We start from the raw sequence: 24,674 nt of genomic DNA, 5'->3' as shown, positions 1-24,674 counted from the left end.
GCAGCCCCAAATGCGCCAGCGGCGGCCTGCCTGAAGGCGGCCGAGGTGAACCACCTGCAGCTGTACGGCCTGTGGCGCGCCGAGTTCGCAGGCGAGCCCCAGGGCGCCGTGCTGCAGCTCGAAAAACACCCCGAGTTCGCCGAAAGCGTGAAAGGCACGATCCGCCGCGACGGCGCGCAGGCACAGGTGGTGGGTGATGTCGACGAAGGCGTGTTCACGCTCGAGGAATCGATCGACGGGCGTAACATTGCGGCCACCTGGAACGGCCAGGTGGTCGAAGCGTCATGCGGCAAGGAAATCAGGGGAACATGGAAGAACACCGCCAACGGCGCCGAGCGCGCCTTCATCCTGCGCAAGCAGCCGGGCTGGCAGTAGCCGTCGCCGGCAGCGCCTGCGCCGCCCTCCTGCTGCCCGGCCCGGCGCGGGCCCAGTCCGCGGCCGACGCCGCGGCGCCCGGCTGGCAGCAGTGCGCCGCCCTCGGCCACGACAAGGACGCCCGGCTGGCCTGCTTCGACCAGTGGGCGCGCCAGCAGGCCAGCGAGCCGCGCGCTGCCACCGCGGCTTCGGCGGCCACGGCCGCAGCCATGCCACCCGCCCATACCGACCCCGGCGCCGAGCGCGCAGCCGAGCAGGCCGTGGCGCTGAGCGCCGGCACGCGCAAGACCGATTGCCGCAACCCGCAGGCCAGCGACCTGTCGCGCTTCTGGGAGCTGGAGGAAGCCACCGACTGCGGCACCTTCGGCATCCGCGGCTACCGCCCCCTGAGCCTGTCATGGATCGGCTCCAACAGCGTGAACACCGCGCCGAGCTCGCCCAGCCCCGGCCACACCGCGTCCTACCAGCCCTACCAGCGCTACGAAACGCGCATCCAGCTCTCGGTGCGCACCAAGATCGCGCAGGGCCTGCTCACGCACGACCAGGAGCACGCCCGCGACTCGCTGTGGTTCGGCTACACCCAGCAAAGCTACTGGCAGCTCTTCAACGGCGCGATCTCGCGCCCGTTCCGCAACACCGACCACGAGCCCGAGATCATCTACATCTACCCGACCGATGCGGAACTCGGCCACGGCTGGCGCCTGCGCTACAGCGGCATCGGCGCGGTGCACCAGTCCAACGGCCAGAGCCTGCCGCTGTCGCGCAGCTGGAACCGCGTGTACCTGATGGCCGGCATGGAAAAGGGCGACGCCTTCCGCCTGCAGGGCCGCGTCTGGCAGCGCCTGCGCGAAAGCGCGGCCGATGACGACAACCCCGGCATCAGCGACTACATTGGCCGCGCCGAGGTGGCAGGCTTCTGGAACCCCAACAAGACCAACACCTTCGGCATGACGGTGCGCCACTCGCTGAGCGCCGACGCGCGCGGCTCGGTGCGGCTGGAGTGGCTGCGCACCCTGGGCAACGCCGAAACCAGCGGCCTGCGCTTTCACACGCAGATCTTCAGCGGCTACGGCGACAGCCTGGTCGACTACAACCGCCGCCGCACGGTGCTCAGCGTGGGCCTGAGCCTGGTGGATTTCTGACCGGCGACTCGCGCTAGCGCTGTTCGAGCCGGTCCAGCCGCAGCCGGTCGCGCTCGTCGGTCAGGCGCCAGGCCGCCAGCAGCGAGGCGCCGGCCACGCCGAGGAAGCTACCGCCCACCAGCAGGAACATCAGCAGGATCTGGTAGCGCGCGGCCAGCAGCGGGTCCATGCCGGCCAGGATCTGGCCCGTCATGATGCCCGGCAGCGTGATGATGCCGGCCGCGGCCATCTGATTCATCGACGGAATCAGCCCGCCGCGCACTGCCTGGCGCACGATGCCGCCGAACGCGGCATAGCGGTCGTCGCCCAGCGCCAGGCGCGCCTCGATCGCCGCGCGCTCGCGCCACACCGCGGTGAAGACGCTGTTGAGCGCGAGGCTGGCCGCGTTCATCACGTTGCCCAGGATGATGCCGGCCAGCGGGATGGCGTGGCGCGCGTCGTACCAGGGCTCGGGCCGCAGCGTGGTGATGAGCGCCAGCACGGTGATGGCGATGGTGGGCAGCGCCACCGAGGTGCCGCCGACGACGTAGTGCCAGCGCCCGGCGAAGCGGCGCTCCTGCCGCGAACCCACCTCGTAGGCCGCGGCGGCAATCATCGCGGCCGCGATCAGGCCGGTCAGCCACGGCGACGACAGGGCAAACACGGCGCGCAGCACCAGCCCGACCAGCAAGAGCTGCACCACCATGCGCACGGCCGCCCACAGCAGGGCACGGTGGATCGACAGCGCGAGCACCAACGACAGGCCGGCGCACAGCAGCACCAGGGTCGATGCCAGGGCCAGGTCGAAGGCGGTGACGGGCAGGGCATTCATGCGCGGGCCTCTTCCGCCAGCCCCTGCCGCGTCATGCGCAGGCGGCGATCGTGCAGGCGCTGCGCCTGCGCCTCGTTGTGGGTCACCACCAGCAGGCCCATGCCCTGCTGCTTGAGCCGCTGGAAGGCGGCCTCCACCTGCAGCGTGGTGTCGGCATCGAGCGCAGACGTCGGCTCGTCCAGCAGCAGAAAGCGCGGCTGGCGCACGAGGGCGCGCACCATCGCCATGCGCTGGCGTTCGCCGGTGGAGAGTTGCGAGACGGGCTGGTCCAGCAGCTTGTCCGCCAGACCGAAATCCGGCAGCAGCGAGCGCACCGCCTCCAGGTCATCAAAATGCGCGCGGACACGGTCGGCCCACCAGCCCGGTTCGGCCGCCACATAGGTCACCTGCCGCCGCCACGCGGGGCCGCTCATGCTGCTGCGCGAACAGCCGTCGAGGCTGACCTCGCCGCGGCAGGGGTCCAGGTCGGCCAGCATGCGCAGCAGCAGGCTCTTGCCCACGCCCGAAGGCCCGGTCACGACCGTGCAGCGGCCGGCCTCGAGCTCGAGATCGAATGGGCCGACGACGGCCCCGGCCAGTTGACGCGCAAGGAGTGCCATGAACGCCCGATTGTAGAAACACCCGGAGCTTGAGCGAATGCCGGAACGAAATTGAAGAAAAGCCCGGCAAGCCGCGCCAAGGCTCATCTGTGCTCTGTCGCCCCCATCCGCAAGACCAAGTCGACAACGCCGCCTTCAGGGCAAGGAAAAGAGCATTCGCGCCGCGGTGAGCGCGAGAAAGGCCGCAAACATGGCGCGAAGAGCACGCTCGTTCACTTGCCGTGTGAACCGGGCGCCCCAGGAAACCGCAACCGCACTGGCCGGAAAGATAAGGGCCGCCGCCACCCCATTGACATAGCCAAGGCTTCCGGGCGGCACGCGGACATCACCCCAGCCGCCGATCATGAAAGCGATCGCCCCCGGCAACCCGATCAGCGCTCCGAGCGTTGCTGCCGTCCCCACGGCGACCGGCATCGGCGTGCGAAAGGCATGGAGCACGGGCACCGTCAGAGTGGCGCCCCCAATGCCGACCAGCGTGGAGACCGATCCGATTGCGGCTCCGATCACGCCTGTGCAGAACCGGCCCGGCAAGCCGTTGCCCAGCTTCACGCCGGTCTTCAGCATCATATTGAGCGACACCAAAGCAGCGGCCAGTACGAAGCCGAGGCTAAGCGCCCTGTTGCCAAGATGACCCGATACGGCTCCGGCCAGTGACGCGCCGAAGAAGATCGGCAAAGCGAGCCGCTTGACGATGGTGCGATCGACGTTGCCTCGCAGCCAATGGGCACGCGCGCCCAGCAGCGAGGTTGGGACGACCGCGGCCAACGCAGTCCCGACCACTAGATGCATCCGCACCGCCGGGTCGACCCCCAGACCCGTGAAGGTGTGATAGAGAATGGGAATGACGATGAGCCCTCCGCCGGCGCCGATCATCCCGCCGAGGAAGCCCGCCACGAAGCCCGCGCCCAAAAGAACGGCACCGAAAACCAGCATCGTGCCCACGTCGGCCATCGGCATCAGCAGCGCCCGAACTCACGGAACTGAAAATCGTGGGGAGACTTCATGCGCCCCAGGCAGGCACGGTCACTGCTTGATGCCCTCGACCTGGATCAGCAGCCGCAGGTTGTCCGGAAAACCGCGATCAATGCCCCACACCATGCCCCATTGGCTGCGCGTGATGGTTGCCTCGAAATCCCCGCCGCAAACTTCACGCTTGAGCATCTTGTTCTCGAAGCAGGTGAAGCGAAGCGCCTTCAGCTTGACCGGGTTGGTCTTGCCCACGAGCGTGAGATTGCCATTGACCTCCACCACCTTGTCACCGCTGAAGACGAAGTCGTCGGCTGTGAACTTGGCAGTCGGGAACTGCTCCACGTTGAAGAAATCCTTGCCCTGGAGCTGCTTGTTGAAAGGCGCCACTCCGGTGTTGATGGAAAGCATATCCACGGTCAAGTCGACACGGCCTTTCTGAGCCTGGGGATCGAACTCCACGGCCCCTTCCTTCCTGTCGAACCGGCCGCGGTTGGTCGAGATGATGTGGTCGATCTCGAAGATGACGTGCGTGTGCAGCGGATCGAGGTTGTAAGTAGCCGATTGGGCCCCCACGCAGGCCGAAGCCGCCAGGAGAGCGAGCAGGAGTTTTTTCATGAGATCCGCCTGTTGATTAAAGCGCTGCCATGCCTGACAGCGCGAGCTTGAATTTCACCTGGACCTCATTGGCGACCATCGAGGTGTCCGACCACTCTCCATCGCCGATTTTGAAATCCAGCCGTTTGATCGTGAATGCGCCGGTGGCGAATGTCACCGCGCCGCTCTTCGTCAACGTCACCGGGACACTCACGTCTCTGGCGGCGCCCTTGATACTCAGCTTGGCCGCCACCTCGTATTTGCCGCTGCCCGCCGCCCTGATGGCGGTGGACTCCAGGCTGGCTTGCGGGAACCGTGCGGCGTTGAACCACGGGGCCTTCGCTGCCTCCTCGTCGGTCTCCGGTGCGCCGAATCGGGCGCTGGCGGTATCGATGACAAAGGCCACCTTGCCGGTATCAGGCTTCTTCGGGTCGAAGGCGATGTTCCCGCTGAACTTCGTGAAACGCCCTTCAACCGGTACACCGAGCTGCCGGATGGTGAACGCGATTTCGCTTTGGGCCGATTCAATCTTCTGCGCCCACGCCGGTGCGGCGGCGACGAGGAAACCAGTGACGGCGGCAACGATCCACGGCTTCATGGTGCTTGCCTTCCAAATACACGGGGCAGCATGCGGAACAGGATCTGGTCGCGGTCCAGCCATTGATGCTTGCAGACCGCCGCCACGTGCAGGGCGATCACCGCGCCCAGTGCCAGGGCCAAGCCGACATGAAGCGCCTTGAGCACCTCCGCGAGGGACCGGTCCGGCGCCACCAGGTCGGGTAGCGGGAGCACACCGAACACCACCACCGGAAAACCGGACGCGGAACTGTAGGTCCAGCCCGCCAGCGGCACCGCCAGAAAAAGCGCGTACAGCGTCCAATGCGTCAGATGTGCCGCGTGGCGCTGCCAACCGGGCATGGGCAGATCAACCGGCGGGCGATGCGTTGCGCGCCAGAGCACTCGCACCAGCGAGAGCGCCAGGATGGTGATGCCCAGCCACTTGTGCCAGTTATAAAGCTTGAGCCTGGTCGGCGAAAGCTGCAGGCTGGTCATGTAGACCCCCATCGCGATGGCGCCAAAGATCAACAGCGCAGCCAGCCAGTGGATCGCGATCGCCGTCGACGAGTATCTGTTGTCCGTCTTCATCAGGTATTTCCAATACGGCGAATCCTATGGCTCCGTATCGATACTTGGAAATACTGCTTTTATATCCACCGTGATACTTGAAACGTATGCAATTCAGTGGCGCCACGCCAGTTGCGTCTTACCCCTGACGATGCCTGCCAGGACGCGCAGTTTGTCAAATACCCCGCGCGTTGCGATCTCCACTCCACCGACTTTCTGCATCATTCCTGACGCCGCGGCTGTCGTAGTCGAAGCGCATCGATGCTGGACGCGGTGGCAGCGCCAACGTTAAAACGAGCACCTCAATGGCGAAGCGCTCCAGATTCATCGTCCAATAAAGACTGGTATCCGCTTTTCACGAAACGCCGCCTGCGCCTCCTTGGCATCTTCGGTCTTGGCAATGACCGCGGTCATGTCTTGCTCATAGCGATAGCCGTCACGCAAACTCATGTCCTCGATCACATTGAGCGTGTGCTTTCCCATGCGGGTAGAGACAGGGCTCTTGGAAGCGATCGTCCTGGCCAATTCGAGTGAGAACGGCATGAGCTGATCTGCCGTGGTGCAAGCCTCGACAACTCCCTGGCGATAGAGCTCTTCGCCGGAAACCCGATAGCCAGTCAGCATCATGCGGCGAAGTCGCGAATGGCTGAACAAACGCATCGCATGGCGACATCCACCCAGCAAGCCCACATCCACTTCAGGCAGGCCCAGAAACGAACTCTCCGAAGCGACCAGGATGTCAGCAGACGCAGCCATCGCGAGGCCCGATCCCAGCGCAGCGCCGTTCAACGCAGCAATCACGGGCTTTGCACACTCACGAATGGCGTGAAAACACTCACGGGTACGCCGCGAATGTGCGGGCAGATCGCCGGGGCCCTTGATCACTTCGGCGCGTCCCTTGAGATCGGCGCCGGCGCAGAAGCACTTGCCGGCACCAGTGAGAACGACCGCGCGAATCTCATCCATCTCTGAAATACGATCCAGCGCGAGCGTGAGCTCGTCATTCAAAGTCCGGGTCAAGGCATTGACCGGTGGGCTGTCCATCGTGAGAACGGCCACGTAGTCAGCGATCGTCACTCTCAGTTGAGTCAGGTCTTCCATATTGCATGTTCCAGTGCAGTAGCGTCGGTTCAGTCTAGCGACGCGTGGGCGAGATGCGCATCCCCTGATTCGCACAACTGCTTTGCGAGATCACGCATACCGGCTCATGGAGTCATATATCGGGGTCGCCTTTCGCGCTCCGTACCCGGATGTGGTCTGGGCGGTCTCATAACCCGCCTGAGCGGGCACCACTCTGGCGGGCCCCTTCTTGCTGCGGTGCCTGTGCTGATCGCTCAAACAGGAACCACCAGGGTCTTGCGAGCCTGCAAGCCTGTCACCACGCTGGAAATCTGAAGCTCGTTCTGCAGGCCGCCCATCGCCACGTAGTGGCGGTCTGTGTTGTTCAACGTATCGCGGGGCTGGGTTCGCCCGGTGTACAGCGGGTTGCTCAGCACGGTGGTGTTGATCGCCTCGGGAAAATACAGCTGTCCCGTGTAGGCGGTGGTGTCGCCGACTGCCGCCCCCGGATAGACCTTCACGTGGATATGTGGCGTGCGGGTTGCGTACCACGACGGATAGATGACGCGAAACCGAACGAAACCGCGTTCGTCGGTGACCTGCACACCGCGGAGGAATTTCTGGCTGAGATCCTGCTCGGGGTAATGAGGGGCCTCGGACGGCACCTGGCCAAGGGGAACTGGAGCATACCCAGGAACGTCCGGATTGACGTTCGGATACTCGGAGTACATCCCGCGGCTGTCACAGTTCCAGATCGCCACGGCAGCACCTACGAGTGGCGAGCACGCGGAATTCTGAACCGCCAGATCGATGTCGAGGACGACTCCCGTGCGGTCTTCCCGTAAATCACTGCGCACCAGATTCAGGGCTGTATAGAAGGGTCCCGTTCTTCCGTCGGGGCTGAGGATGCAGGAGCCAGCCAGGGCCGATGAGCTGGCACCGCTTGCTGCAATGCCCCATGCGGCCGATGTCAATGCGCCGCGAACCATCAGAGAGCTCGCAAAGGCGGATAACCTGACCAACCCATTGCGGCGACTCATGTCGATGACCTCTTGGGCGCGCTTGTTCTCAATTTTTTTGTACATTCGTATGTCCTGTTGGCACCACTGCGAAATTCCCCCCTGCAACGACGACTGCGGGAGCAGTCATCCGCAGATGACTCTCGGCGCCCAGTGGGATGACGCCGATATCAGGATTTCCTTGTTGAACGAACATGGCAAGTCGCAGCCCGAGCCGCGGCAAGAACAGCCGCCGCAGCGCTCACAGATCCTTTCAGCAGATTGGTGTGACGCTCAATACGGCTTTCCTCGTGTCGTGTGCTTTGCTTGGCATGCTGATCACGCACTCTAGAAGCAGCCACGCAATAGGCCAATGCCTCGCTTGCCATAGCTGCTATGTGGCGAGTGCGGCCCGGGTGCGCGCCTGGGAAACGCATCCACGCGCCGCCGCCTGCCGCATGCGGCATACGTTGTGGTTGCCCAACGGATGGGGGTTCGGAGCAAATGCGCCAACGACGCAAGCGGTCCGGAATGCCGGTTTCTAGTCGTCCAGGATCGCGACCGCCCGGGTCCATCCTGCCGACGCGCCCTTCACCTTCACCGGGAAGCAGGCGATGCGATACCCGGATGAGGGCAGCGCCTCCAGGTTGCCCAGCTTCTCGAGGTGGCAGTAGCCGATATGTCGGCCCGCCTTGTGGCCCTCCCAGATGAGACCGGCATCGCCGGTTTCCTGGAACCGCTCCACCGTGTAGGCGAATGGTGCATCCCAGCTCCAGGCATCGGTGCCGGTGAGGCGGACACCGCGCTCCAGCAGATACATCGTGGCCTCCAGCCCCATGCCGCAACCCGATGAAACGAAGTCGTCGTGACCGTAGCGCGCGCCAGCGGCAGTGTTAACCACCACGATGTCCAGTGGTTTCAGCGCGTGTCCGATGCGCCGAAGTTCGTTTTCGACGTCTGCCGCGGTGACCACATAGCCGTTCTCGAAATGACGAAAATCGAGCTTGACCCCTCGCTGGAAGCACCAGTCGAGCGGCACCTCATCAATGGTGATCGCCCGCTCTCCCCCATTCATCGTGGGATGAAAGTGGTAGGGCGCATCGAGGTGAGTGCCATTGTGGGTGTTCAACTGCACGCGCTCGAAGGCCCAGGCCGCCCCGTCAGGAAGGTCCTCGCGCGTCGCACCGGGAAAGTACTTCAACATCGAGTCCGCGGAGCCATGGTGCTCGAAGTAAGTGATCTTCGGCGCTAGGTGCGGCGGATCGGAGAGCACGTCGTTCTCCAATGGGATCGAGATGTCGATGATTCGGCTCATCCTCAGTTCTCCGATGTTGGCTGAATTCTGCCCGCGCAGCTTCCCAAGCCGATGCGGCGGTAGCCTGGCCGTTCACACCAGGCCACAAGCGTGACCTCATCCCCATCTTCCACGAAAGCACGCGACTCTCCGCCGGGCAGCTGGATCGGCCTAGAACCGCCAAAAGTCAACTCGAGGATGCTGCCCTGCGTGCCCTCTTCCGGCCCCGAGATGGTGCCGCTTCCCAGCAGATCGCCAGGACGGAGATTGCAGCCGTTGACGGTATGGTGCGTGACCATCTGCGCGGGTGTCCACCACGCATCGCGGGCAAAGGCGGCGCGGCTGATGCAGACAGGTGGCTCTCCTCTCATTCTCATGGTTTCGGTCTGCAACAGGGTCTCGATGCGGATATCGAAAGCACCGCTCGACTCGTTCGCCGTGGAGTGCAGGTAGCCCAATGGAGCGGGGTCGTCTGACGAGCGAGGGGCCAGCGGCGCACGGAAAGGGGCCAGCGCGTCCAAGGTGACAACCCAAGGAGAGACGGAGCTGCTGAAGTTCTTGCTCGAGAAGGGGCCAAGCGGCTGGGACTCCCAGGCCTGAAAATCTCGAGCCGACCAGTCGTTGAGGATGGAGACGCCCACCAGATGTGCCTCTGCGTCGTCAAGGGCAATCCGCCTGCCCAATGCGTTCCCGGCGCCGACATAGAAGCCGAGTTCGACCTCGAAGTCGACCTTGCGGGAAGGGCCGAGTTCAGGGGAAACTTCGGGAGTCGGTCGAGTCTGCCCGATCGGCCGGGGAACGGGTGTACCGCTGACAACGATGGATGACGCACGACCGTGATAGGCAATGGGCAGGTGCTTGAAGTTGGGTAGAAAAACCTGGCCCGGTCGAAAAAGACGGAACGTGTTCATCGCATGGTTCAGCGATGAAAAGAAGTCCGTGTAGTCACCCACGTCGCAGGGAAGACCGAACTGGACCTTCGCCAGTGGCTGCAGCGGCACCTCGGACTGACGTGCGTATCCGGCTTCAAGCAAGGTCCAGGCCGAATGCCGCAGCGTGGCCATCGCCTCTCGTCCCAGCGCGAACAGCTCGTTCAAACGCGGGCAGGTGAGCACGTGCGCGACCCGCTCTGGCAGTGCCTCGAACAGGCCCAAGGCCGCGGCCTGGCCAAGGTCCAGCACCTGGTCTCCGATGCCAATACCAGGTCGCATCGCGGCATCCGGTGCCGGCCGAAACACGCACAAAGGAAGATTCTGAAGCGGAAACTCGCACGAATCGTCGTTTGCGGCGGCAACCCAGCTGCGCGCATGCGGATCGTGGGTGTGATCGAGGGAAGTGCTCATATTGCAAGGAATCATCAGTTGATCCGGACGCCGCTGGCTTTTGCGATCGGCGCCCATTGCGAGGTTTGTGTGCGCAGGAACGCCTCGAAGGCGTCCGAGCCCCGGTTGTCGATCTGCAGGCCGAGCTTGGCAAATTGTTCTTTCAGTCCGGGCTGCGCAACGATTTGCGCCAACGCGTCGGAGAACTTGCGCAGGATGGGCTTCGGCGTTCCAGAAGGCGCGAAGACGCCATAGACATTGACCGCCACAACGTTCGGGAATCCGGCTTCGGTGGCCGTCGGAACTTGTGACAACAAGGGAGAGCGTTGAGTATCGGCCACGGCCAGGATCTTCAGCTTGCCCGACTCTTCCATCGCAAGCACAGCCCCGAGATCCGCCGTAAGCATGTCGATCTCGCCAGCCATGAGCGCGGTCACGGCGGGAGCGCCGCCACGGTAGGGAATGTCCTCCCACTTGAGCCCGGCATCACGTGCCAGCAGCGTCGCCACGAACTGCGTGATGGTTCCCGGGGCAGACAGTCCATGGTTCAACCCGCCAGGCTTGGCCTTGGCATAGCTGACGAACTCCGGCAAGGTGCTCTTGCCCAAGGCTGAATTGACGACAAACACATTCGGCGACCGCGCGACAGCGGCGACCGCGACCAGGTCCTTGGCCGGGTCGAAGGGCAGCGTCGCGACGCTGGGCAGCGTGGTGCGGCCGCCAGCACCTGCCAACAGCACCGTGTAGCCGTCGGCCGGGGCCTTGGCAACGGTATCCCATCCGATGATGGTTGCCGCGCCGCCCTTGTTCTCGACAATGACTTGCCGTCCCCATTGCTCTGTCAGTTTGGCTGCAATCGCGCGTGCGATGGCATCGACAGGCCCCCCGGGACTGAACGGGACCACGATGCGCACCGGTCGCGTTGGATAGCTGTCGGCCTGGGCGACCGCCACAGTCGTCATGCCACTCAGGCACGCCAGCAGAAAGAGACGACGGAGCGTCTTGGTCATGGTTGTCTCCTAAAGGTTTTGCGATTCAGAATCATGGTTCGAGCGTCCGGATCCAGGCGATGATGGCCTCGGCCACTGCGGCAGGCTGTTCGGGTATCAGCGCATGGCCCGCGCGTGGAATGACTCGCACCGTCACCTTGTCGCCAAGAACATCCTTGAGCTCATTGCGGGTAGCGGCCGGTCGCCAAGGGTCCTCCTCCCCCTGGATATCCAGGATCGGGGAGTTGCTCACTGGCCACCAGACATCTTTGTTCGGCGCAGCGCCCGCCTTGCGATAGACCTCTCGCAACTCTGGATGCCAGCCCTCGAGCCAGGACGAGGCGTCGTTGCCAGGAGCGAACATCGAAAATTGCAGTTGCGTCAGCCGCTCATCCCTTGGCTTGCCGGGGTCCGCCGCGATGGCAAGGGATTCGACCATTCCTTTAGGAAACGTCTTCGCCGCAGCGCCCAGCACCACAACGCCCCGCACGCGTGACGGATAGCTCATGTCGGTAACGCGTGCAACGAAATGCCCATAAGCGTGACCCACGATCACCGCGCGCCCCTCGCCCAGTTTGTCGATCGTGAAGGCGACGTCGCGTGCCAAGACGGAAAGATCGAGACCTTCCAACGGGCCGCTGCTGCGCCCCATGCCCCGCGGCTGCGGCCGCAGCACCCGGTACCCGGCCTGGGCGATGCGCTGCGCGATGTCGTCGAAGTCGAGCGAGTCGCGCTGCGAAGAGGGCAGCAGCACAACGGAGGGGCCGATCCCGTTGACGAGAACTTCGATGGCGACATCGCCATCGTGCAGCAGATCCCGGCCATGGACAGGCTCGGGCGTCTGGGCGACAGTTGCGGTCGCCGGAAACACCAACATGGCAGCAGCGGCAGCCAGCGCGAGGGCGAAACCCGGGCGAAGCCAGGGCACGCGGGCAAGGGGCATGATTCTTGTCTCCTTCGGCCCGTCTTCGGATGATTGGGGCTCGCTTTGGACTCTATGCGACAGCGCCCTGGCAAGCCAGCCCACAGCTTCTCAAGGCTGAGTTGCCGATGGAGTCATACCGCTGGGTATGCCCGACGGGGAATGGCAGGATTGCGTCCCCGTGTGTAGGCGGCACGCATCGCCCTTCGTAGAGTGACTGACCCTCGAATCGCCGAAAGAAGTTTGTTGATGTCCACCAAAGCAGGCCCCCTGTCACATGTCCGCGTGCTCGATCTGAGCCGCATTCTTGCCGCCCCATGGGCGGGGCAGACCCTGGCCGATCTCGGAGCGGACGTGATCAAGGTCGAGCGCCCCGGCAGCGGAGACGACACGCGAGGCTGGGGCCCGCCCTACCTGCGGGACGCACAAGGCCAGGAAACCCGCGAGTCGGCGTATTACCTGACCGCGAACCGCGGCAAGCGGTCCATCACCTTGAGTCTGGACAAACCGGAAGCCCAACAGATCGTGCGAGATCTGGCGATGCGCTCTGACATCGTGCTCGAAAACTACAAAGCCGGCACGCTGGCACGCTATGGGCTTGATGCGGAATCCCTGCGCAAGCTGAATCCGCGGTTGATTTATTGCTCGGTGACCGGCTTTGGACAGACTGGGCCACGGCGTGACCAGCCGGCCTATGACTTCCTGATCCAGGCGATGGGAGGGCTCATGAGCGTGACAGGAGAGCGTGATGGCCGACCAGGCGGCGGTCCGCAGAAGGTGGGCGTCCCCATCGTCGATCTGATGACTGGCATGTACGCCGCAGTCGCAGTGCTGGCGGCGCTGGCACGCAGGAATGAAACCGGGCTCGGCGAAACCATCGACATCGGCATGCTCGACGTGCAAGTAGCGGCATTGTCGAACCAGGCGATGAACTACCTCATCTCGGAGCGAGTCCCAGCGCGCAACGGAAACGCGCATCCCAATATCCAGCCTCAGGATGTCTACGCATGCGCTGACGGTGACGTGATTCTCGTCGTCGGCAACGACGGACAGTTCTCAAAGCTCTGCGAGGTGCTGGGACAAGAGGCCTGGACCCAGGACGAACGCTTTGCCCTCAATGCGCAGCGGGTGCGCAATATTTCAATACTCGCACCCTTGCTGCGCGAGCGCCTCTTGACCTGGAAGCGGGAGACGCTCATTCAAGCCCTCGATACGGCCGGCGTACCATGCGGGCCGATCAACTCCGTGGCAGAGGTTTTTCAGGATGCTCAAGTCCTGTCGCGCGAACTTCTACGCAAGGTGCCGCATCCCTGCGGTGTCGATGTTCCCCAGGTCGCCAATCCCATGCGTTTCGGAGGCGCCGCCTTGTCCATGCCTGCGGCACCTCCCCAATTGGGGGCGCACAGCGAGGCGATTCTTGCCGAGTTGGGCTATAACAGCGCGGACATGGCCATGCTGCGCGCAGAGAAGGTGATTTGATGAAACTCCACTGGTCTCCGAAGTCGCCCTACGTGCGCAAGGTGATGGTATGCGCGCACGAACTGGCGCTGACGGAGCGAATCGAACTCATCCGCAGCGTAGCAGCGATGCTGAGGCCCAATGAGCGCCTGATGCAGGACAACCCGCTGTCCAAGATTCCGACGATGGTGCTGGACGACGGTTCGACGCTGTTCGATTCCACCGTCATCTGTGAATACCTGGACACACTGGCAGGCGGCAATCGCCTGTTTCCGACATCGCCCGAGTACCGCTGGCCCGCGCTGCGCTGGCATGCGCTCGGCGACGGCCTGCTCGATGTCCTCATCCTGTGGCGTAACGAGCGCGAACGCGAAATCCCCCTGGCATCTTTGATGATGGCCTTTGATTTGAAGACGCGAACCACGCTGAGCCTCCTCGATCGGGAGGTATCGCAGTTGAAGCGGGCGCCGTTCTCGATCGGCCACGTGGCGATCGCCTGCGCGTTGGGCTACGTCGACTACCGATTCGACGCGCTCGGCTGGCGCGACATCGCACCACGACTGGAAAGCTGGTACGACGAGTTGCGTGAGCGCCCTTCTCTTGCGATGACCACCCCACGCGACGCCCCACCTTGACACTCGGCGGTCGTGTCGTGGGCGTCAGCCGTAGAGTGATTCGGGATTTCCCGTCAGGATGGAATCGATCACGCCAACGTCACCCACCCAATGCTTGAAGGTCTGGAGCAGATGAGCTGCATCAGGCTGGGGGTTCACGCGCAGATGAGGCCAATCACTCCCCCACAGCAACCGCTGCGGGTTGGCCTTTACCAATTCGTCGTGAAATGGGCGCCCCGCTTCCAGATCGGTCATGCCAGGCACGTTGCGGTAGAGGCACAGCTTGACCCAGGCCTGGCCGTGCTCAAGCAACGCGAGCAGACAGCGAAAACCTGGATCATCCGGGCTGGCCGTCACGTCGAAACCGCCCATGTGGTCGATGACCACAGGCACGGGCAAGGCCTTGAGCTGCGCGGCGATCGCCGGCAGGCTGGCACAGTCGGTCCAGAGCTCGGCATGCAAGCCGGCGTCGGCCAGCGCACCGGACATCTGGAGAAGGTCTTCAAACGATGCGCTGCCGCGAAAGTTTGCACCGGCACCTGGACGGTGGCTGAAACGGGCCGCGCGAACGCCCTTGCTCCGGAGCCCGCGCAGCAACTTCGATGCGCCTTGACGCATGACGACGACGCCTCGCAGGGCCGGATACGCAGCCAGGATATCGAACAACAGGCCGTGGTCCTCGCCGTAGGCGCTAGGCTGCACCAGCACGCCATGCGAGAGCCCCATTCCCCGCAGAAGCGCCAGGTATTGCGCGACCGGCGCTTCGGGCGGCGTATAACTGCGGTCGGCTGCGAGCGGATAGCAACCATAAGGGCCGAACAAATGGGCGTGGCAGTCCCAACCGCCTTTCACGGCGAGTCCTTCTGCGGCAGCGGGAACGCCGGCGTCTCACCCTCTGGCAGTGGGATCTCCTGGGCGTTGAGCATCATGGCGACCATCGTGTAGTAGCCCACCAGAGCCGTGAGTTCGACGAGCGCGCGCGTGCCCAGGCATGCCAGGGCGCGCGCGTGGGTACCATCGGAAACGGAGTTCGTGGCATTCAGCTCGCGCGCGTACTGAACGACCACGGCCTCGTCCTCCAAAAGGCTGGAAGGAAGGATTTCGGCCAGCAGGGCTTCGATGACCACGGGCGAAATACCGACCTTTTCTGCTTCGCTCTTGTGGGCATACCATTCGAAGGGCGAACGGCAGGCTCGTCCTGTGACCAGGATGGCGAGTTCGGATTGACGAGGTGTCAACGCCGTGTTGTAGCGCAACAGTTCGCCCAGCGCCTGCCAGCGGTCGGCCAGCTCGGCGCTGTGCAAGGCCGCACGAAGTGGCCCCTGGATCTTGCCGCGGCGCCCTCCGACGATCTTGTCGTAGACGCGCCGCTGCGCTGGATCCATGGTCTCCGGTGTAGGTAACGAGATTCGCGGCATCAATGGTCACCAGACGACAGGCTGCGGCGCAAGCCCTGACGACAGGTTCGCCGCAAAAAAAGGCCTCAACTTCGAGACTGCGGCGCTGACGTGCTCGTCCTTGTCGTAGAGGCTGACATGGGTCGCGCCCTCGATCCAGAAGACCTCCTTCGGCTCCCGAGCAGCGATGAATGCCTCACTGGCCATCCATTTCGTCACGGCTTCCGTGCCGACGATCATCAGCAGCGGGCGCGGCGAGAGGAGGTCGATGAAGCGGAAGGCGTCGAAAGCGGCCAGTCGATCAACGCTGTTCCAGGTGAAGGCCTTGGCCGAACGCGGATGCTGCGCGCGATCGCTGCAATAGTATTCCCAACCTTCGAACACATGCCGGCCGCCCGCTCGTGCCTGCTCTTCATTGGCCGGAAAGATCGGGAACATCCCGACCCCTTCGCCCCGCACCTCAGCGGTGCGCGCCTTGGCGGCAGCGTCAAGCATGGTCTGGATGACGGCAGGCGACTGCGTCCCGTCCGGGCCATGGCGGAACTGGCGAGCGATGTCCACGCCGCTGATGGTCGCCACAGCCTTGATGCGATGATCGACAGAAGCGGCCGAAATGACATAGCCGCCCGAGGCGCAAATGCCCAGGGCGCCGATCCGATCCGGATAGACAGCGTCGTGACCACTCAGGAATGACACCGCCGCCTTGATGTCCTCGACGCGGTGCGCAGGATCTTCCGTCCCGCGCGGCATGCCTTCGCTTTCTCCCTGGTAAGCGGCATCGAAGGTGAGGGCCACAAAGCCCAGCCCGGCGAGGCGCTGCGCATAGAGTCCGGCGGTCTGTTCCTTCACCCCGCTTGCGGGATGACTGACGACGATCGCGGGGCGTGGTCCGTTGGCGTCCCCTTCAGGGGTGTAGAGGTGTCCCGCGAGCACCAGTCCTGCGCTGTTGATCTTGACGTCTGTCCTCATCGGTTTTTTCTCCCGTGCACTCATGAACGCAGGAAGGCGAGGACATCGGCATTGAAGGCCGCGGGATCGACCTGGGCGAGACCGTGGCTGCCACCCTTGTAGATCTTCAGTTGCGCGCCCTTGACGATCTTCACCGTCTTTTCGCCGGAAGCCGCGATCGGCACGATCTGGTCGTCATCGCCGTGGATGACGAGCGTCGGCTTGTCGATCTTCTGGAGGTCGGCGGTGTAGTCGACTTCCGAGAACTCGTGGATGCAGTCGTACTCGGCCTTGATGCCGCCCTGCATGCCCATCAGCCAGAACGATTCGCGCAGGCCGTCATTGACCTTCGCCCCCGGCCGATTGAAACCATAGAAGGGAATTGTGAGGTCCTTGAAGAACTGCGACCGGTTGGTCGCCGTGCCCTTGCGGATGTCATCGAACACTGCAAGCGGCGTGCCTTCCGGATTGGCATCGGTCTTCAGCATCAGCGGCGGGACGGCGCCGACGAGAACCACCTTGGCGACGCGCCGCGAGCCGTGACGGCCGATGTAGTGCACCACTTCGCCGCCGCCGGTCGAATGCCCGACCAGGACCAAGTCGTTCAAATCAAGCTTTTCAATCAGCTCGGCGAGATCGTCGGCGTACTGGTCCATGGTGTTGCCGTTCCACGGTTGATCCGACTGGCCATGACCGCGTCGGTCGTGGGCGATGACGCGATAGCCGTTCTGGCCGAAGAACAGCATCTGCGCCTCCCAGGCATCGCCGGCGAGCGGCCATCCATGCGAGAAGAGGATCGGCTGTCCCTCTCCCCAGTCCTTGTAGGCGATCCTGGTTCCATCCTTGGCCGTGATGAAGGTCATGTTTCAGCTCCTTTGAGACACACTGTAGGAGCTCGGTCGCAGGCAACCAATGCCTGGGATGTCATACCTGGTTTGCACTTATGCCGCCCCCCGGAGGGCCGGAATGCCACATCCCGCGCTTGGCCATGTCATTGACGATGGCGCTGATTTGCGCTGTCACGGACAGTACCGCCCGACTTGGCCCTTTGGTCTTGTTCAAAGCCATCGAGATGATTCGCTGCAACGGCGGTGAGACGATCTTCGCCGCCTGAAGGCGGCCTTGGGCGCGCTCATTCCAGACGGCGTGGAGTGGAAGCACGGTGTAGAGCTTCTCATGCTCGACCAGTAGCTTGAAGAGCTGCAGCGAATCGGCCTCCATCGCAGGACTCAGGGTAATTCGCTCCTGGCGCGCCATGGCATCCAGTGCGGCTCGCAAGCCATTGGGTGCGCTCGGCAGGATGAGTGGCAGTTCATGCAGCGCCGCGAACGGCACCTCGGAACTTGCAGTCAACTCATCGTCTCTGCAGCCGATGAGGTAGCTGTCCACCATGGCCATGGCTTGCTCCTGCTCGGGCGGCGAGGCGCCGTATCGGTAGAGAATCGCAATGTCGATGCGTGCATCGGCCAGCCACTCCTCCAGTTGCCTACTTGAACCTTCAAACACCCTGAGCGTCACGGCCGGATGGCGCTCACGCATGGCGGTAAACAGCCGGCCGATGAACGAGACACTGATCGATGGCAGCGATCCAACAATCACCCGGCCAGCGGGCTCCCGCGCCTCGCCCAGAATGTCCCTCTCCAGAGCCTCAGCATCTTCGAGCAGCGCCCTCACCTGCGGAAGGATTTTGCGCCCGACGTCGGACAGTTCCACGCCCCTGCCGGTGCGACTGAATAGCCGCGCGCCGCATTCGCGCTCCAACGCATTGAGCTGGCGACTCAGGAGAGACTGGTTGCTGTCCAGGAACAGCGCCGCTCGCGTCAGGCTTCCAAGCTCGGCAATCGTCAGGAAGGTTCGCCACCGATGCAGATCGCCGGTAAGTGCCAATTGAAAGTCTTTAGGTCTGGTGTTCTGCATGGAGCTCAATCAGGGCATTGATTTCGTGATTTTCACCTCATGAAGCGCGGCGAGCTAGGTGTGGGAAATCGGGAGAGATGCAATCGTCGAGCGGGACGGTGTTGAATCCACCGCTGCCCGACCTCAGCGCCGCATCGTAGATCTCGGGCCCTCTGAATGGGAATGGCAACGCGACAGTCGATGGCATGGAACAGATCCTTGGGTCACAGAATTTTTCATGTCTCCTACGGTGGACACTCCATTCACGGATGAGGGGCCTGCAACCGGCAGGGTGAGGTCGTCCGAGCCATCCGCAAGCCGCGCCGGCGCACCCGTCTGCTCGCGCCATCCGGCGTCGCGCGAGCTCACCAAAGATGAACCTCAAGCCTCATGCTTCAGGAGTCAGGCCCGCCTTACTCTTTGTAGGCCTCAACATTGATGCTGAGCTTGACTTCGTCGGATACGGGCCCGACAAACGCCTTCATTCCGAAGTCGCTGCGTTTGAACACCGCAACTGCGTCTGCCCCGCACATTTCCTTGCGCGTGAAGGGATGAGGGCCGCATTTGAAGGCTGTGATCGAGAGTTTCAGCGGTTTTGTGACACCCAGCAGCGTCAAGTTTCCCTCGATAGCCTCGAGGTTGTCTCCGCTGAAAACGAGCCGGCTTGACTTGTAGGTAGCCTCCGGGAATTCGGCGACATTGAAAAAATCGGCCGAGCGCAGATGCTCGTCGCGGGAACGGGGCCCGTAATTCTTGGTCGCCCAGCTTCCTGCCTCATGCTTGGCATCGCCCGTGGTCAGAGACGCCGTGTCGATCTTGACCTCGAGCGCCCCTGTCCGCGTTGATCGATCGACGGTGATCTTGCCGCTCATGCGGTCAAATCGACCTTGAATGGTGGACATCCCCAGGTGATTCACCGCGAAATGCGGGTACGAGTGCACAGGGTCGATGCCATAGGTTTCGGGAGCAGCCGCTGCAGCGAGCGGAAGCAGCGCCAAGGCCAGGGCCAGTTTTGATCGAGTCATCAGATAATCTCCAGGACAATAAAACGGCCAACGGCCGCGACAATGGTCATTGACGTGTGTGGACTACCGGGTGCTGACCCAGGCCATCACTCCCGCCGCCACAACCGGTACTCCAGCAACCAAGCCCGCCATGGCACCACGTCGCCATGCCGGCGCAATATGCGCCAGGACAGGCCAGTGCAGCACCCAGGGCACGGCGATCAAAGGAAGCAAAGCCCACCATGACAAGTCGCCTGTAAGCGTCGCGAGCAAGCCAATCAGACCGGCTGCCACTGCGGCGACTTCCGCCACCCACAACGCAGTGGCCGTATCTCGTCCCTGACCTCGAGCCAGACGTTCCAACAGTACGGCACCAGCGCCTGTGCCAACAGCAATGCCGATCTGGCCGAGCACTGCCGACGAGCCGAGCACCGCAAGCGCACCTGCGCCCAAAGGAAGCCATACCGCCGCCACTGCAGACCGCACGCCTTCGCGTGGCATCGCCCCCGCGGACAGCATCAGGGCCACGACGTACACAATCGACACCGTGGCGACAGCGAGACCCTTCATGGACGGCATTTGCAGCAGCAGCCGTTCGAACACCCATAGAGTCCCCACCGCGCTGAACACCGCGAAGATGGTCGATCGATGCCACCACCTTGACGACTGAAGCAAGAGTCCAACGATGGGCCACAAGCCGGCAGCAGCCAGCACGACAAGCACCATCTTGCGGGTTGCCGTCATGCTCTCGAGCGAGAACCCGACGCTGAGCGAGGCAGCGACCAGCAGCGCAGCCCCCAGCGCCAGGACCTGCCAGGCACCACGCAGCCAGAGCGCCACGACGAGCGCGAGGGCAAAGGGTGCGAGTGCGGCCTGCACAGCAGGGTGGGCCATGAACAACTCGACATCACTCATTCGCCGCCCTCGATGGGTTGGATACCGAGCCGCACGGCGTTCTCCTTCAAGATCAGCGGTTTGACCTTCTCCCTGAAGCCGGCCTCGTCGAAATCCTTCATCCAGCGCTCCGGAGTAATCAGCGGGTAGTCGCTGCCGAACAGCATGCGGTCCTTCGACAGCGTGTTCGCATACTGGACCAGTTGGGGTAGAAAGTACTTCGGGCTCCAGCCCGACAGATCGATCCAGACGTTGGGCGTGTGCAGCGCCAGCGACAGCGCCTCGTCCTGCCATGGCCAGCTCGGGTGGGCGACGACGATCTCGATGTCGGGAAAAGCGATAGCGACATCCTCGAGCAGCATCGGGTTGCTACTCTGCAATCGCAGCCCGCCACCGCAGCGCATGCCCGAGCCGATGCCTGAGTGGCCACTGTGGAAGATCGCCGGCAGTTTGTGTTCGGCGATCACCTCGTACAGCGACCAAGCCATCCGGTCGTAGGCGATCTCCTCGTTCGGAATGCGGCGGCGGCCGAGCTGGCTTTCGCTGTCCACCGTGAACATCACCAAGCCGATCTTGCGCTCGCGGTAGTAGGCGACGGTCTCGTCGATGGTCGGCCGGCGGCTTGAACCGAAGTACTTGTCGGCGGCGCGGTCGTACTCCTCGCCGTAGTTGTCGAAGGGGTTCCTGCACGACACCTCGGCGTGCGTGTGGACATCAATGGCGGTCAGCTCGGAAACCCTCATGGCAGGCGAATATTGTACAAATGACAATTTCATTGTACATTCGTTCAATAAACTTTTGCAACACCCTCATTCACCCATGACTTTTGAACCCGCCACCGGAGTGCTCGCAGGCCTCGATCACCTGCACATCGAAATCTCGGGCAAGGTCCTGCACCTTCGACTGAACCGCCCCGCCAAGCGCAATGCGCTCAATGACGGTCTGATCATGCAGTTACAGACCGCGTTCACGAACCTCCCCGCGGATGTATCCGCCGTGATCCTCAGCGGCGAGGGCGAGCACTTCTGTGCAGGCCTGGACCTGTCCGAACTGACGGAGCGCAATACTTTCGAGGGCGTGCTCCATTCCCGGGGCTGGCACGCGGTGATGGACCAGATCCAGTTCGGACCCGTGCCCGTGGTCAGCGTGCTGCACGGCGCGGTGGTCGGCGGCGGGCTGGAACTGGCCAGCGCGACGCACATACGCGTTGCTGAGCACAGCGCCTATTACGGCTTGCCCGAAGGCCAACGGGGCCTGTTCGTGGGCGGCGGCGGCTCGGCACGGGTTCCGCGGCTCGTCGGTGTTCACTGCATGACGGACATGATGCTCACCGGCGCCGTGATCGATGCGCATGAAGGTTGGCAGCGCGGCTTCTCGCGCTACCTCGTGCCCGATGGAGCCGGCTTCGCTAAAGCCTGCGAACTGGCCGCAAAGATCGCCGGCAACGCACCTTTGTCGAACTTCGCGGTCGTGCAGGCCTTGCCGCGCATTGCGGACATGCCGCAAGGCGATGCGCTGTTCGTCGAAGCATTGATGGCGGCGATCGCGCAGGGTGACGCTGCCGCCAAGCAGCGTTTGCGCGCCTTTCTTGAAGGCCGAGCCGGGAAGGTGGTCAAGCAATGAATTCGGCTCGCTACCGCGGCGCGCGCGTCGGCGGCTGCCTGTCGGCCGAGGTAGAACAAAGGCCGGGGGGCGAGGTCCTCCTACGCTCGACGGAGCCGCTCGGCGACTTTCCCCGCCGCCTCAGCGACCGGCTGGAGCACTGGGCTCGCACCACCCCGGACCGCGTCCTCGCCGCGCAGCGCGATCCCGCGGTCCCGGGCGGCGGTGACTGGCTGCACGTGACCTACGGCCAAATGCTGGAACGTGCCCGCGCCGTCGGGCAAGCGCTGCTGGAGCGCGGCGCCGATGTCGAGCGCCCGCTCGCGATCCTTTCGGGAAACGACCTCGAGCACCTCACGCTAGCGATGGGCGCCATGTGGGCTGGCGTGCCGTGGGTGCCGATTTCACCGGCCTACTCATTGCTCTCTTCCGATCACGCCAAGCTGCGCCATATCTTCGATGTGACCACGCCAGCGGTGGTGTACGCATCCGATCCGTCATATGCCTCGGCGATCAAATCCGTGGCACCCAGCGAACGCGCGGATGTTCACGTCGTCCTTGGCACGGGGACGCTGCCAGACCGTACGACTACCCTCCTGTCGGACCTGTTGTCCGCGACACCGGGCGCTGCCCTTGATGCCGCGCATGCGAGTACAGGGCCTGACACGATCGTCAAGTTCCTCTTCACCTCGGGCAGCACCAAGCAACCCAAAGGTGTCGTCAACACGCAGCGCATGTGGTGCGCGAACCTGCAAATGCAGGCGCAGTGCATGGGTTTTCTGGCCGATGAACCGCCCGTGCTGGTCGACTGGCTGCCATGGAACCACACCTTCGGCGGAAACCAGAACGTTGGCTTGGTGCTCTACAACGGCGGAACGCTGTACATCGACGAAGGCAAGCCCACGCCTAAAGGGATCGCGCAGACGATTCGCAATCTGCGCGAGATCGCTCCCACGGTGTACTTCAACGTCCCCAAGGGCTTCGAGGAGTTATCGCTGGCCATGGAGCACGACGAGATCCTGCGCAGTTCGCTGTTCAGTCGCGTGAAGGCGTTCATGTTCGCCGGTGCTGGCCTCTCGCAGTCGGTGTGGGATCGGCTCGACCGCCAGGCTGAGGCCACTGTCGGCGAGCGCATCCGCATCATCACGGGCCTGGGCATGACCGAGACCGCTCCGAGCTGCCTGTTCGTCGTTCAGCCCGGCGCCGGCTCCGGCCATGTAGGACTGCCCTGCCCCGGCGTGGAGGTCAAACTGGTCCCCAACGCCGAAGGCAGCGGCAAAACGGAGATCCGCTTCCGCGGCCCCAACGTGATGCCCGGCTATTGGCGCGCGCCGGAACTCACGGCAGACGCCTTCGACAGCGAGGGCTTCTACCGTACCGGAGACGCCGTGCGCTGGATCGACGATCGCAACCCGCAGCGCGGGCTGGCCTTCGACGGCCGGATCGCGGAGGACTTCAAGCTCTCCACTGGGACGTTCGTCAGCGTCGGCGCGCTGCGCGCCCGCGTCATTGCCGAAGGCGATCCGCTGGTGCAGGACGTGGTCGTAGCCGGGCTGAACCGTGACGATATTGGCCTGCTGGTCTTTCCCCGGGTGGACGAGCTTCGGGCCCGCTTCGGTTTGCCCCTGTCGATGTCGGCGTCAGACGTGCTTGGACAGGATGGCGTGCGCGCGTTCTTTCAGGCCATGCTCGACCGCCTGTGGGCGGCCGGCACGGGCAGTGCCAACCGCCCGGCGCGGGCCGTGCTGCTCGCCGACCCGCCCCAGATCGACCACGGCGAGCTGACCGATAAGGGCTCGATCAACCAGCGCATGGTCTTGGCGCGGCGATCGGCGCTGGTCGAGCGGATGTACGAAGCCCGGCACGGCGGCGTGCTACTGCCGGGGCGCTCTTGAAGAAGCAAGAGACACAAGGCACGGAAATCAAAGATCAAGCCGCAGTCATCACTGGTGGCGTTTCAGGGTTGGGGGCTGCCACCGCACGAGCACTCGCCGGCGCAAGCGCCCGTGCAGCCATCCTCGATCTCAACGACCTCGTCGGAACGTACAACGTCTGCCGCCTGGCCGCAGTCAGATGGCGGCACTCTCTCCGGCCACGGGAGACGGCGAGCGGTCATCGTCAACACAGCGTCGGTGGCAACCTTTGACGGCCAGGCCGAAGAAGGCCTATGCGGCCAGCAAGGGCGGTGTGGCGGCCATGACGCTTCCGATGGCGCGCGATCTGGCGCAACACGGCGTCCGCGTCTGCACGATCGCACCCGGGCTGTTCTCGGCGCCGCTGTTGAAGGAGTTGCCCGAGGCTGTCCAGCAAGGCTTGGCTGCATCGATTCCCTTCCCGCGGCGGCTCGGCGAACCGGGCGAGTTCGCCTTGCTTGCGCTGCACATCGTGACCAATACATCCCTCAACGGCGAAGTGATTCGCCTGGACGATGCACTGCGCATGGCGTCACGCTGAGGATTTCCCAACAAGATCGACCAGGCTGCTGAAGCGCAGAGACTTCCTGGGCGCCCGATCGCTGGCGGCTTAGCCGCTGTCCGCGGTGTCCCAGACCGCCCAGCTCTTGGAGACGGTGCGCAGGCGAGTTGGATGAGCCAACCGCGGCCATGCGCCAGGCCGAGTTTGTACGGTCGTATAGTGTGGTGCCCGCCATGCGTAACAATGG

Annotated in this window: 26 protein-coding genes and 1 pseudogene; 7 read left to right on the top strand and 20 right to left on the bottom strand. The window is 63.7% G+C overall.

The features are described from left to right. Positions 1-45: 45 nt before the first annotated feature. Positions 46-375 (top strand): hypothetical protein, encoded by a 330-nt coding sequence (locus tag MMF98_RS00215; protein WP_243302740.1) that lies wholly within the window; start codon positions 46-48, stop codon positions 373-375. Then, positions 309-1,517 (top strand): phospholipase A, encoded by a 1,209-nt coding sequence (locus tag MMF98_RS00210; protein WP_243302738.1) that lies wholly within the window; start codon positions 309-311, stop codon positions 1,515-1,517. Before MMF98_RS00215 ends, MMF98_RS00210 begins: the two co-directional genes overlap by 67 nt. A gap of 13 nt (positions 1,518-1,530) precedes the next feature. Here the strand turns inward: MMF98_RS00210 and MMF98_RS00205 are convergent, their stop codons facing one another. The 12 genes from MMF98_RS00205 to MMF98_RS00150 all read right to left on the bottom strand — a co-directional run bounded on the left by MMF98_RS00205 (position 1,531) and on the right by MMF98_RS00150 (position 12,220). Continuing rightward, entirely contained in the window at positions 1,531-2,328 is a 798-nt protein-coding gene (locus MMF98_RS00205; RefSeq protein ID WP_243302736.1) for an ABC transporter permease, read from the bottom strand. Then, positions 2,325-2,927 carry an ABC transporter ATP-binding protein gene (locus MMF98_RS00200; RefSeq protein WP_243302728.1) on the bottom strand — a complete coding sequence of 201 codons (603 nt, stop codon included), beginning with the start codon at positions 2,925-2,927 and terminating at the stop codon, positions 2,325-2,327. The genes MMF98_RS00205 and MMF98_RS00200 overlap by 4 nt, the downstream gene beginning before the upstream one ends. Before the next feature lie 135 nt (positions 2,928-3,062). Next, entirely contained in the window at positions 3,063-3,884 is an 822-nt protein-coding gene (locus MMF98_RS00195; RefSeq protein ID WP_243302726.1) for a sulfite exporter TauE/SafE family protein, read from the bottom strand. A 66-nt stretch (positions 3,885-3,950) separates the two neighbouring features. Beyond that, the gene (locus MMF98_RS00190; RefSeq protein ID WP_243302721.1) at positions 3,951-4,511 is read right to left on the bottom strand and encodes a YceI family protein; all 561 of its coding nucleotides are present in this window, start codon (positions 4,509-4,511) and stop codon (positions 3,951-3,953) included. A gap of 16 nt (positions 4,512-4,527) precedes the next feature. Continuing rightward, the gene (locus MMF98_RS00185; protein ID WP_243302720.1) at positions 4,528-5,088 is read right to left on the bottom strand and encodes a YceI family protein; all 561 of its coding nucleotides are present in this window, start codon (positions 5,086-5,088) and stop codon (positions 4,528-4,530) included. Continuing rightward, a complete protein-coding gene (locus tag MMF98_RS00180; RefSeq protein ID WP_243302718.1) occupies positions 5,085-5,636 on the bottom strand; it encodes a cytochrome b in 552 nt (183 codons plus the stop codon). The genes MMF98_RS00185 and MMF98_RS00180 overlap by 4 nt, the downstream gene beginning before the upstream one ends. A 303-nt stretch (positions 5,637-5,939) precedes the next feature. Next, positions 5,940-6,716, bottom strand: coding sequence for an enoyl-CoA hydratase/isomerase family protein (locus MMF98_RS00175; RefSeq protein ID WP_243302717.1), 777 nt, complete (start codon positions 6,714-6,716; stop codon positions 5,940-5,942). A 233-nt stretch (positions 6,717-6,949) separates the two neighbouring features. Continuing rightward, positions 6,950-7,759, bottom strand: coding sequence for a peptidase associated/transthyretin-like domain-containing protein (locus tag MMF98_RS00170; RefSeq protein WP_243302715.1), 810 nt, complete (start codon positions 7,757-7,759; stop codon positions 6,950-6,952). A gap of 454 nt (positions 7,760-8,213) precedes the next feature. Beyond that, positions 8,214-8,987, bottom strand: coding sequence for a cyclase family protein (locus MMF98_RS00165; protein ID WP_243302709.1), 774 nt, complete (start codon positions 8,985-8,987; stop codon positions 8,214-8,216). 2 nt (positions 8,988-8,989) lie between these two features. Then, positions 8,990-10,366, bottom strand: coding sequence for a fumarylacetoacetase (gene fahA / locus MMF98_RS00160; RefSeq protein WP_341481281.1), 1,377 nt, complete (start codon positions 10,364-10,366; stop codon positions 8,990-8,992). Then, positions 10,324-11,298 carry a Bug family tripartite tricarboxylate transporter substrate binding protein gene (locus tag MMF98_RS00155; protein WP_243302707.1) on the bottom strand — a complete coding sequence of 325 codons (975 nt, stop codon included), beginning with the start codon at positions 11,296-11,298 and terminating at the stop codon, positions 10,324-10,326. The genes fahA and MMF98_RS00155 overlap by 43 nt, the downstream gene beginning before the upstream one ends. A 31-nt stretch (positions 11,299-11,329) precedes the next feature. Next, a complete protein-coding gene (locus MMF98_RS00150) occupies positions 11,330-12,220 on the bottom strand; it encodes an alpha/beta fold hydrolase (protein ID WP_243302705.1) in 891 nt (296 codons plus the stop codon). 228 nt (positions 12,221-12,448) lie between these two features. Here MMF98_RS00150 and MMF98_RS00145 point away from each other — a divergent pair, with 228 nt between their 5' ends. Together MMF98_RS00145 and MMF98_RS00140 are read left to right on the top strand one after the other, a co-directional pair. Next, positions 12,449-13,678, top strand: a complete 1,230-nt coding sequence (locus MMF98_RS00145) for a CaiB/BaiF CoA transferase family protein (RefSeq protein ID WP_243302701.1) — start codon at positions 12,449-12,451, stop codon at positions 13,676-13,678. Continuing rightward, positions 13,678-14,292 carry a glutathione S-transferase family protein gene (locus MMF98_RS00140; RefSeq protein WP_243302700.1) on the top strand — a complete coding sequence of 205 codons (615 nt, stop codon included), beginning with the start codon at positions 13,678-13,680 and terminating at the stop codon, positions 14,290-14,292. Before MMF98_RS00145 ends, MMF98_RS00140 begins: the two co-directional genes overlap by 1 nt. Before the next feature lie 24 nt (positions 14,293-14,316). Here MMF98_RS00140 and MMF98_RS00135 read toward each other — a convergent pair whose 3' ends face one another. The 8 genes from MMF98_RS00135 to MMF98_RS00100 form a co-directional block, all read right to left on the bottom strand. Further along, complete coding sequence (locus MMF98_RS00135) at positions 14,317-15,123, bottom strand: amidohydrolase family protein (protein WP_243302698.1); 807 nt, start codon at positions 15,121-15,123, stop codon at positions 14,317-14,319. After that, positions 15,120-15,656 carry a carboxymuconolactone decarboxylase family protein gene (locus MMF98_RS00130; RefSeq protein ID WP_243302691.1) on the bottom strand — a complete coding sequence of 179 codons (537 nt, stop codon included), beginning with the start codon at positions 15,654-15,656 and terminating at the stop codon, positions 15,120-15,122. Before MMF98_RS00130 ends, MMF98_RS00135 begins: the two co-directional genes overlap by 4 nt. Before the next feature lie 39 nt (positions 15,657-15,695). Beyond that, the gene (locus tag MMF98_RS00125) at positions 15,696-16,661 is read right to left on the bottom strand and encodes an alpha/beta hydrolase (RefSeq protein WP_243302688.1); all 966 of its coding nucleotides are present in this window, start codon (positions 16,659-16,661) and stop codon (positions 15,696-15,698) included. After that, complete coding sequence (locus MMF98_RS00120; protein WP_243302686.1) at positions 16,658-17,479, bottom strand: alpha/beta fold hydrolase; 822 nt, start codon at positions 17,477-17,479, stop codon at positions 16,658-16,660. The genes MMF98_RS00125 and MMF98_RS00120 overlap by 4 nt, the downstream gene beginning before the upstream one ends. Positions 17,480-17,540: 61 nt before the next feature. After that, a complete protein-coding gene (locus MMF98_RS00115; RefSeq protein WP_243302679.1) occupies positions 17,541-18,533 on the bottom strand; it encodes a LysR substrate-binding domain-containing protein in 993 nt (330 codons plus the stop codon). Between the two features lie 392 nt (positions 18,534-18,925). Then, positions 18,926-19,537 carry a YceI family protein gene (locus tag MMF98_RS00110; RefSeq protein WP_243302677.1) on the bottom strand — a complete coding sequence of 204 codons (612 nt, stop codon included), beginning with the start codon at positions 19,535-19,537 and terminating at the stop codon, positions 18,926-18,928. Between the two features lie 63 nt (positions 19,538-19,600). Further along, on the bottom strand, positions 19,601-20,431 hold the full coding sequence (locus MMF98_RS00105) for a hypothetical protein (protein WP_243302675.1): 831 nt from the start codon (positions 20,429-20,431) through the stop codon (positions 19,601-19,603). Beyond that, positions 20,428-21,153, bottom strand: a complete 726-nt coding sequence (locus tag MMF98_RS00100; protein WP_243302673.1) for an amidohydrolase family protein — start codon at positions 21,151-21,153, stop codon at positions 20,428-20,430. Before MMF98_RS00100 ends, MMF98_RS00105 begins: the two co-directional genes overlap by 4 nt. Before the next feature lie 76 nt (positions 21,154-21,229). Between MMF98_RS00100 and MMF98_RS00095 the strand changes: the two genes are divergently transcribed. The 3 genes and pseudogenes from MMF98_RS00095 to MMF98_RS23770 all read left to right on the top strand — a co-directional run bounded on the left by MMF98_RS00095 (position 21,230) and on the right by MMF98_RS23770 (position 24,466). Next, positions 21,230-22,033: a crotonase/enoyl-CoA hydratase family protein gene (locus MMF98_RS00095; protein ID WP_243302671.1), complete on the top strand. Its 804-nt coding sequence runs from the start codon at positions 21,230-21,232 to the stop codon at positions 22,031-22,033. Beyond that, positions 22,030-23,907 carry a feruloyl-CoA synthase gene (locus MMF98_RS00090; RefSeq protein ID WP_243302670.1) on the top strand — a complete coding sequence of 626 codons (1,878 nt, stop codon included), beginning with the start codon at positions 22,030-22,032 and terminating at the stop codon, positions 23,905-23,907. The genes MMF98_RS00095 and MMF98_RS00090 overlap by 4 nt, the downstream gene beginning before the upstream one ends. Next, positions 23,904-24,466, top strand: a pseudogene (locus MMF98_RS23770) (SDR family NAD(P)-dependent oxidoreductase). Before MMF98_RS00090 ends, MMF98_RS23770 begins: the two are co-directional and overlap by 4 nt. Positions 24,467-24,674: the final 208 nt, after the last annotated feature.

Origin of the sequence: Variovorax terrae (genome assembly GCF_022809125.1) — a bacterium.
In the GTDB taxonomy this organism is placed as follows: Bacteria; Pseudomonadota; Gammaproteobacteria; order Burkholderiales; family Burkholderiaceae_C; genus Variovorax_A; species Variovorax_A terrae.
Note: the sequence above shows the minus strand (reverse complement) of the source record. Positions and strands in the feature narration are given on the sequence as shown.

Excerpts from the sequence above, each read along its gene's own strand:
- MMF98_RS00125 (WP_243302688.1), bottom strand. The coding sequence starts at position 16,661 with ATGAGTGCACGGGAGAAAAAACCGATGAGGACAGACGTCAAGATCAAC.
- MMF98_RS00155 (WP_243302707.1), bottom strand. The coding sequence starts at position 11,298 with ATGACCAAGACGCTCCGTCGTCTCTTTCTGCTGGCGTGCCTGAGTGGC.
- MMF98_RS00130 (WP_243302691.1), bottom strand. The coding sequence starts at position 15,656 with ATGGATCCAGCGCAGCGGCGCGTCTACGACAAGATCGTCGGAGGGCGC.
- MMF98_RS00175 (WP_243302717.1), bottom strand. The coding sequence starts at position 6,716 with ATGGAAGACCTGACTCAACTGAGAGTGACGATCGCTGACTACGTGGCC.
- MMF98_RS00145 (WP_243302701.1), top strand. The coding sequence starts at position 12,449 with ATGTCCACCAAAGCAGGCCCCCTGTCACATGTCCGCGTGCTCGATCTG.
- MMF98_RS00185 (WP_243302720.1), bottom strand. The coding sequence starts at position 5,088 with ATGAAGCCGTGGATCGTTGCCGCCGTCACTGGTTTCCTCGTCGCCGCC.
- MMF98_RS00090 (WP_243302670.1), top strand. The coding sequence starts at position 22,030 with ATGAATTCGGCTCGCTACCGCGGCGCGCGCGTCGGCGGCTGCCTGTCG.
- MMF98_RS00110 (WP_243302677.1), bottom strand. The coding sequence starts at position 19,537 with ATGACTCGATCAAAACTGGCCCTGGCCTTGGCGCTGCTTCCGCTCGCT.
- MMF98_RS00120 (WP_243302686.1), bottom strand. The coding sequence starts at position 17,479 with ATGACCTTCATCACGGCCAAGGATGGAACCAGGATCGCCTACAAGGAC.
- MMF98_RS00210 (WP_243302738.1), top strand. The coding sequence starts at position 309 with ATGGAAGAACACCGCCAACGGCGCCGAGCGCGCCTTCATCCTGCGCAA.
- MMF98_RS00140 (WP_243302700.1), top strand. The coding sequence starts at position 13,678 with ATGAAACTCCACTGGTCTCCGAAGTCGCCCTACGTGCGCAAGGTGATG.
- MMF98_RS00205 (WP_243302736.1), bottom strand. The coding sequence starts at position 2,328 with ATGAATGCCCTGCCCGTCACCGCCTTCGACCTGGCCCTGGCATCGACC.
- MMF98_RS00150 (WP_243302705.1), bottom strand. The coding sequence starts at position 12,220 with ATGCCCCTTGCCCGCGTGCCCTGGCTTCGCCCGGGTTTCGCCCTCGCG.
- MMF98_RS00105 (WP_243302675.1), bottom strand. The coding sequence starts at position 20,431 with ATGAGTGATGTCGAGTTGTTCATGGCCCACCCTGCTGTGCAGGCCGCA.
- MMF98_RS00190 (WP_243302721.1), bottom strand. The coding sequence starts at position 4,511 with ATGAAAAAACTCCTGCTCGCTCTCCTGGCGGCTTCGGCCTGCGTGGGG.
- MMF98_RS00200 (WP_243302728.1), bottom strand. The coding sequence starts at position 2,927 with ATGGCACTCCTTGCGCGTCAACTGGCCGGGGCCGTCGTCGGCCCATTC.
- fahA (WP_341481281.1), bottom strand. The coding sequence starts at position 10,366 with ATGGGCGCCGATCGCAAAAGCCAGCGGCGTCCGGATCAACTGATGATT.
- MMF98_RS00115 (WP_243302679.1), bottom strand. The coding sequence starts at position 18,533 with ATGCAGAACACCAGACCTAAAGACTTTCAATTGGCACTTACCGGCGAT.
- MMF98_RS00170 (WP_243302715.1), bottom strand. The coding sequence starts at position 7,759 with ATGTACAAAAAAATTGAGAACAAGCGCGCCCAAGAGGTCATCGACATG.
- MMF98_RS00195 (WP_243302726.1), bottom strand. The coding sequence starts at position 3,884 with ATGCCGATGGCCGACGTGGGCACGATGCTGGTTTTCGGTGCCGTTCTT.
- MMF98_RS00180 (WP_243302718.1), bottom strand. The coding sequence starts at position 5,636 with ATGAAGACGGACAACAGATACTCGTCGACGGCGATCGCGATCCACTGG.
- MMF98_RS00100 (WP_243302673.1), bottom strand. The coding sequence starts at position 21,153 with ATGAGGGTTTCCGAGCTGACCGCCATTGATGTCCACACGCACGCCGAG.
- MMF98_RS00165 (WP_243302709.1), bottom strand. The coding sequence starts at position 8,987 with ATGAGCCGAATCATCGACATCTCGATCCCATTGGAGAACGACGTGCTC.
- MMF98_RS00095 (WP_243302671.1), top strand. The coding sequence starts at position 21,230 with ATGACTTTTGAACCCGCCACCGGAGTGCTCGCAGGCCTCGATCACCTG.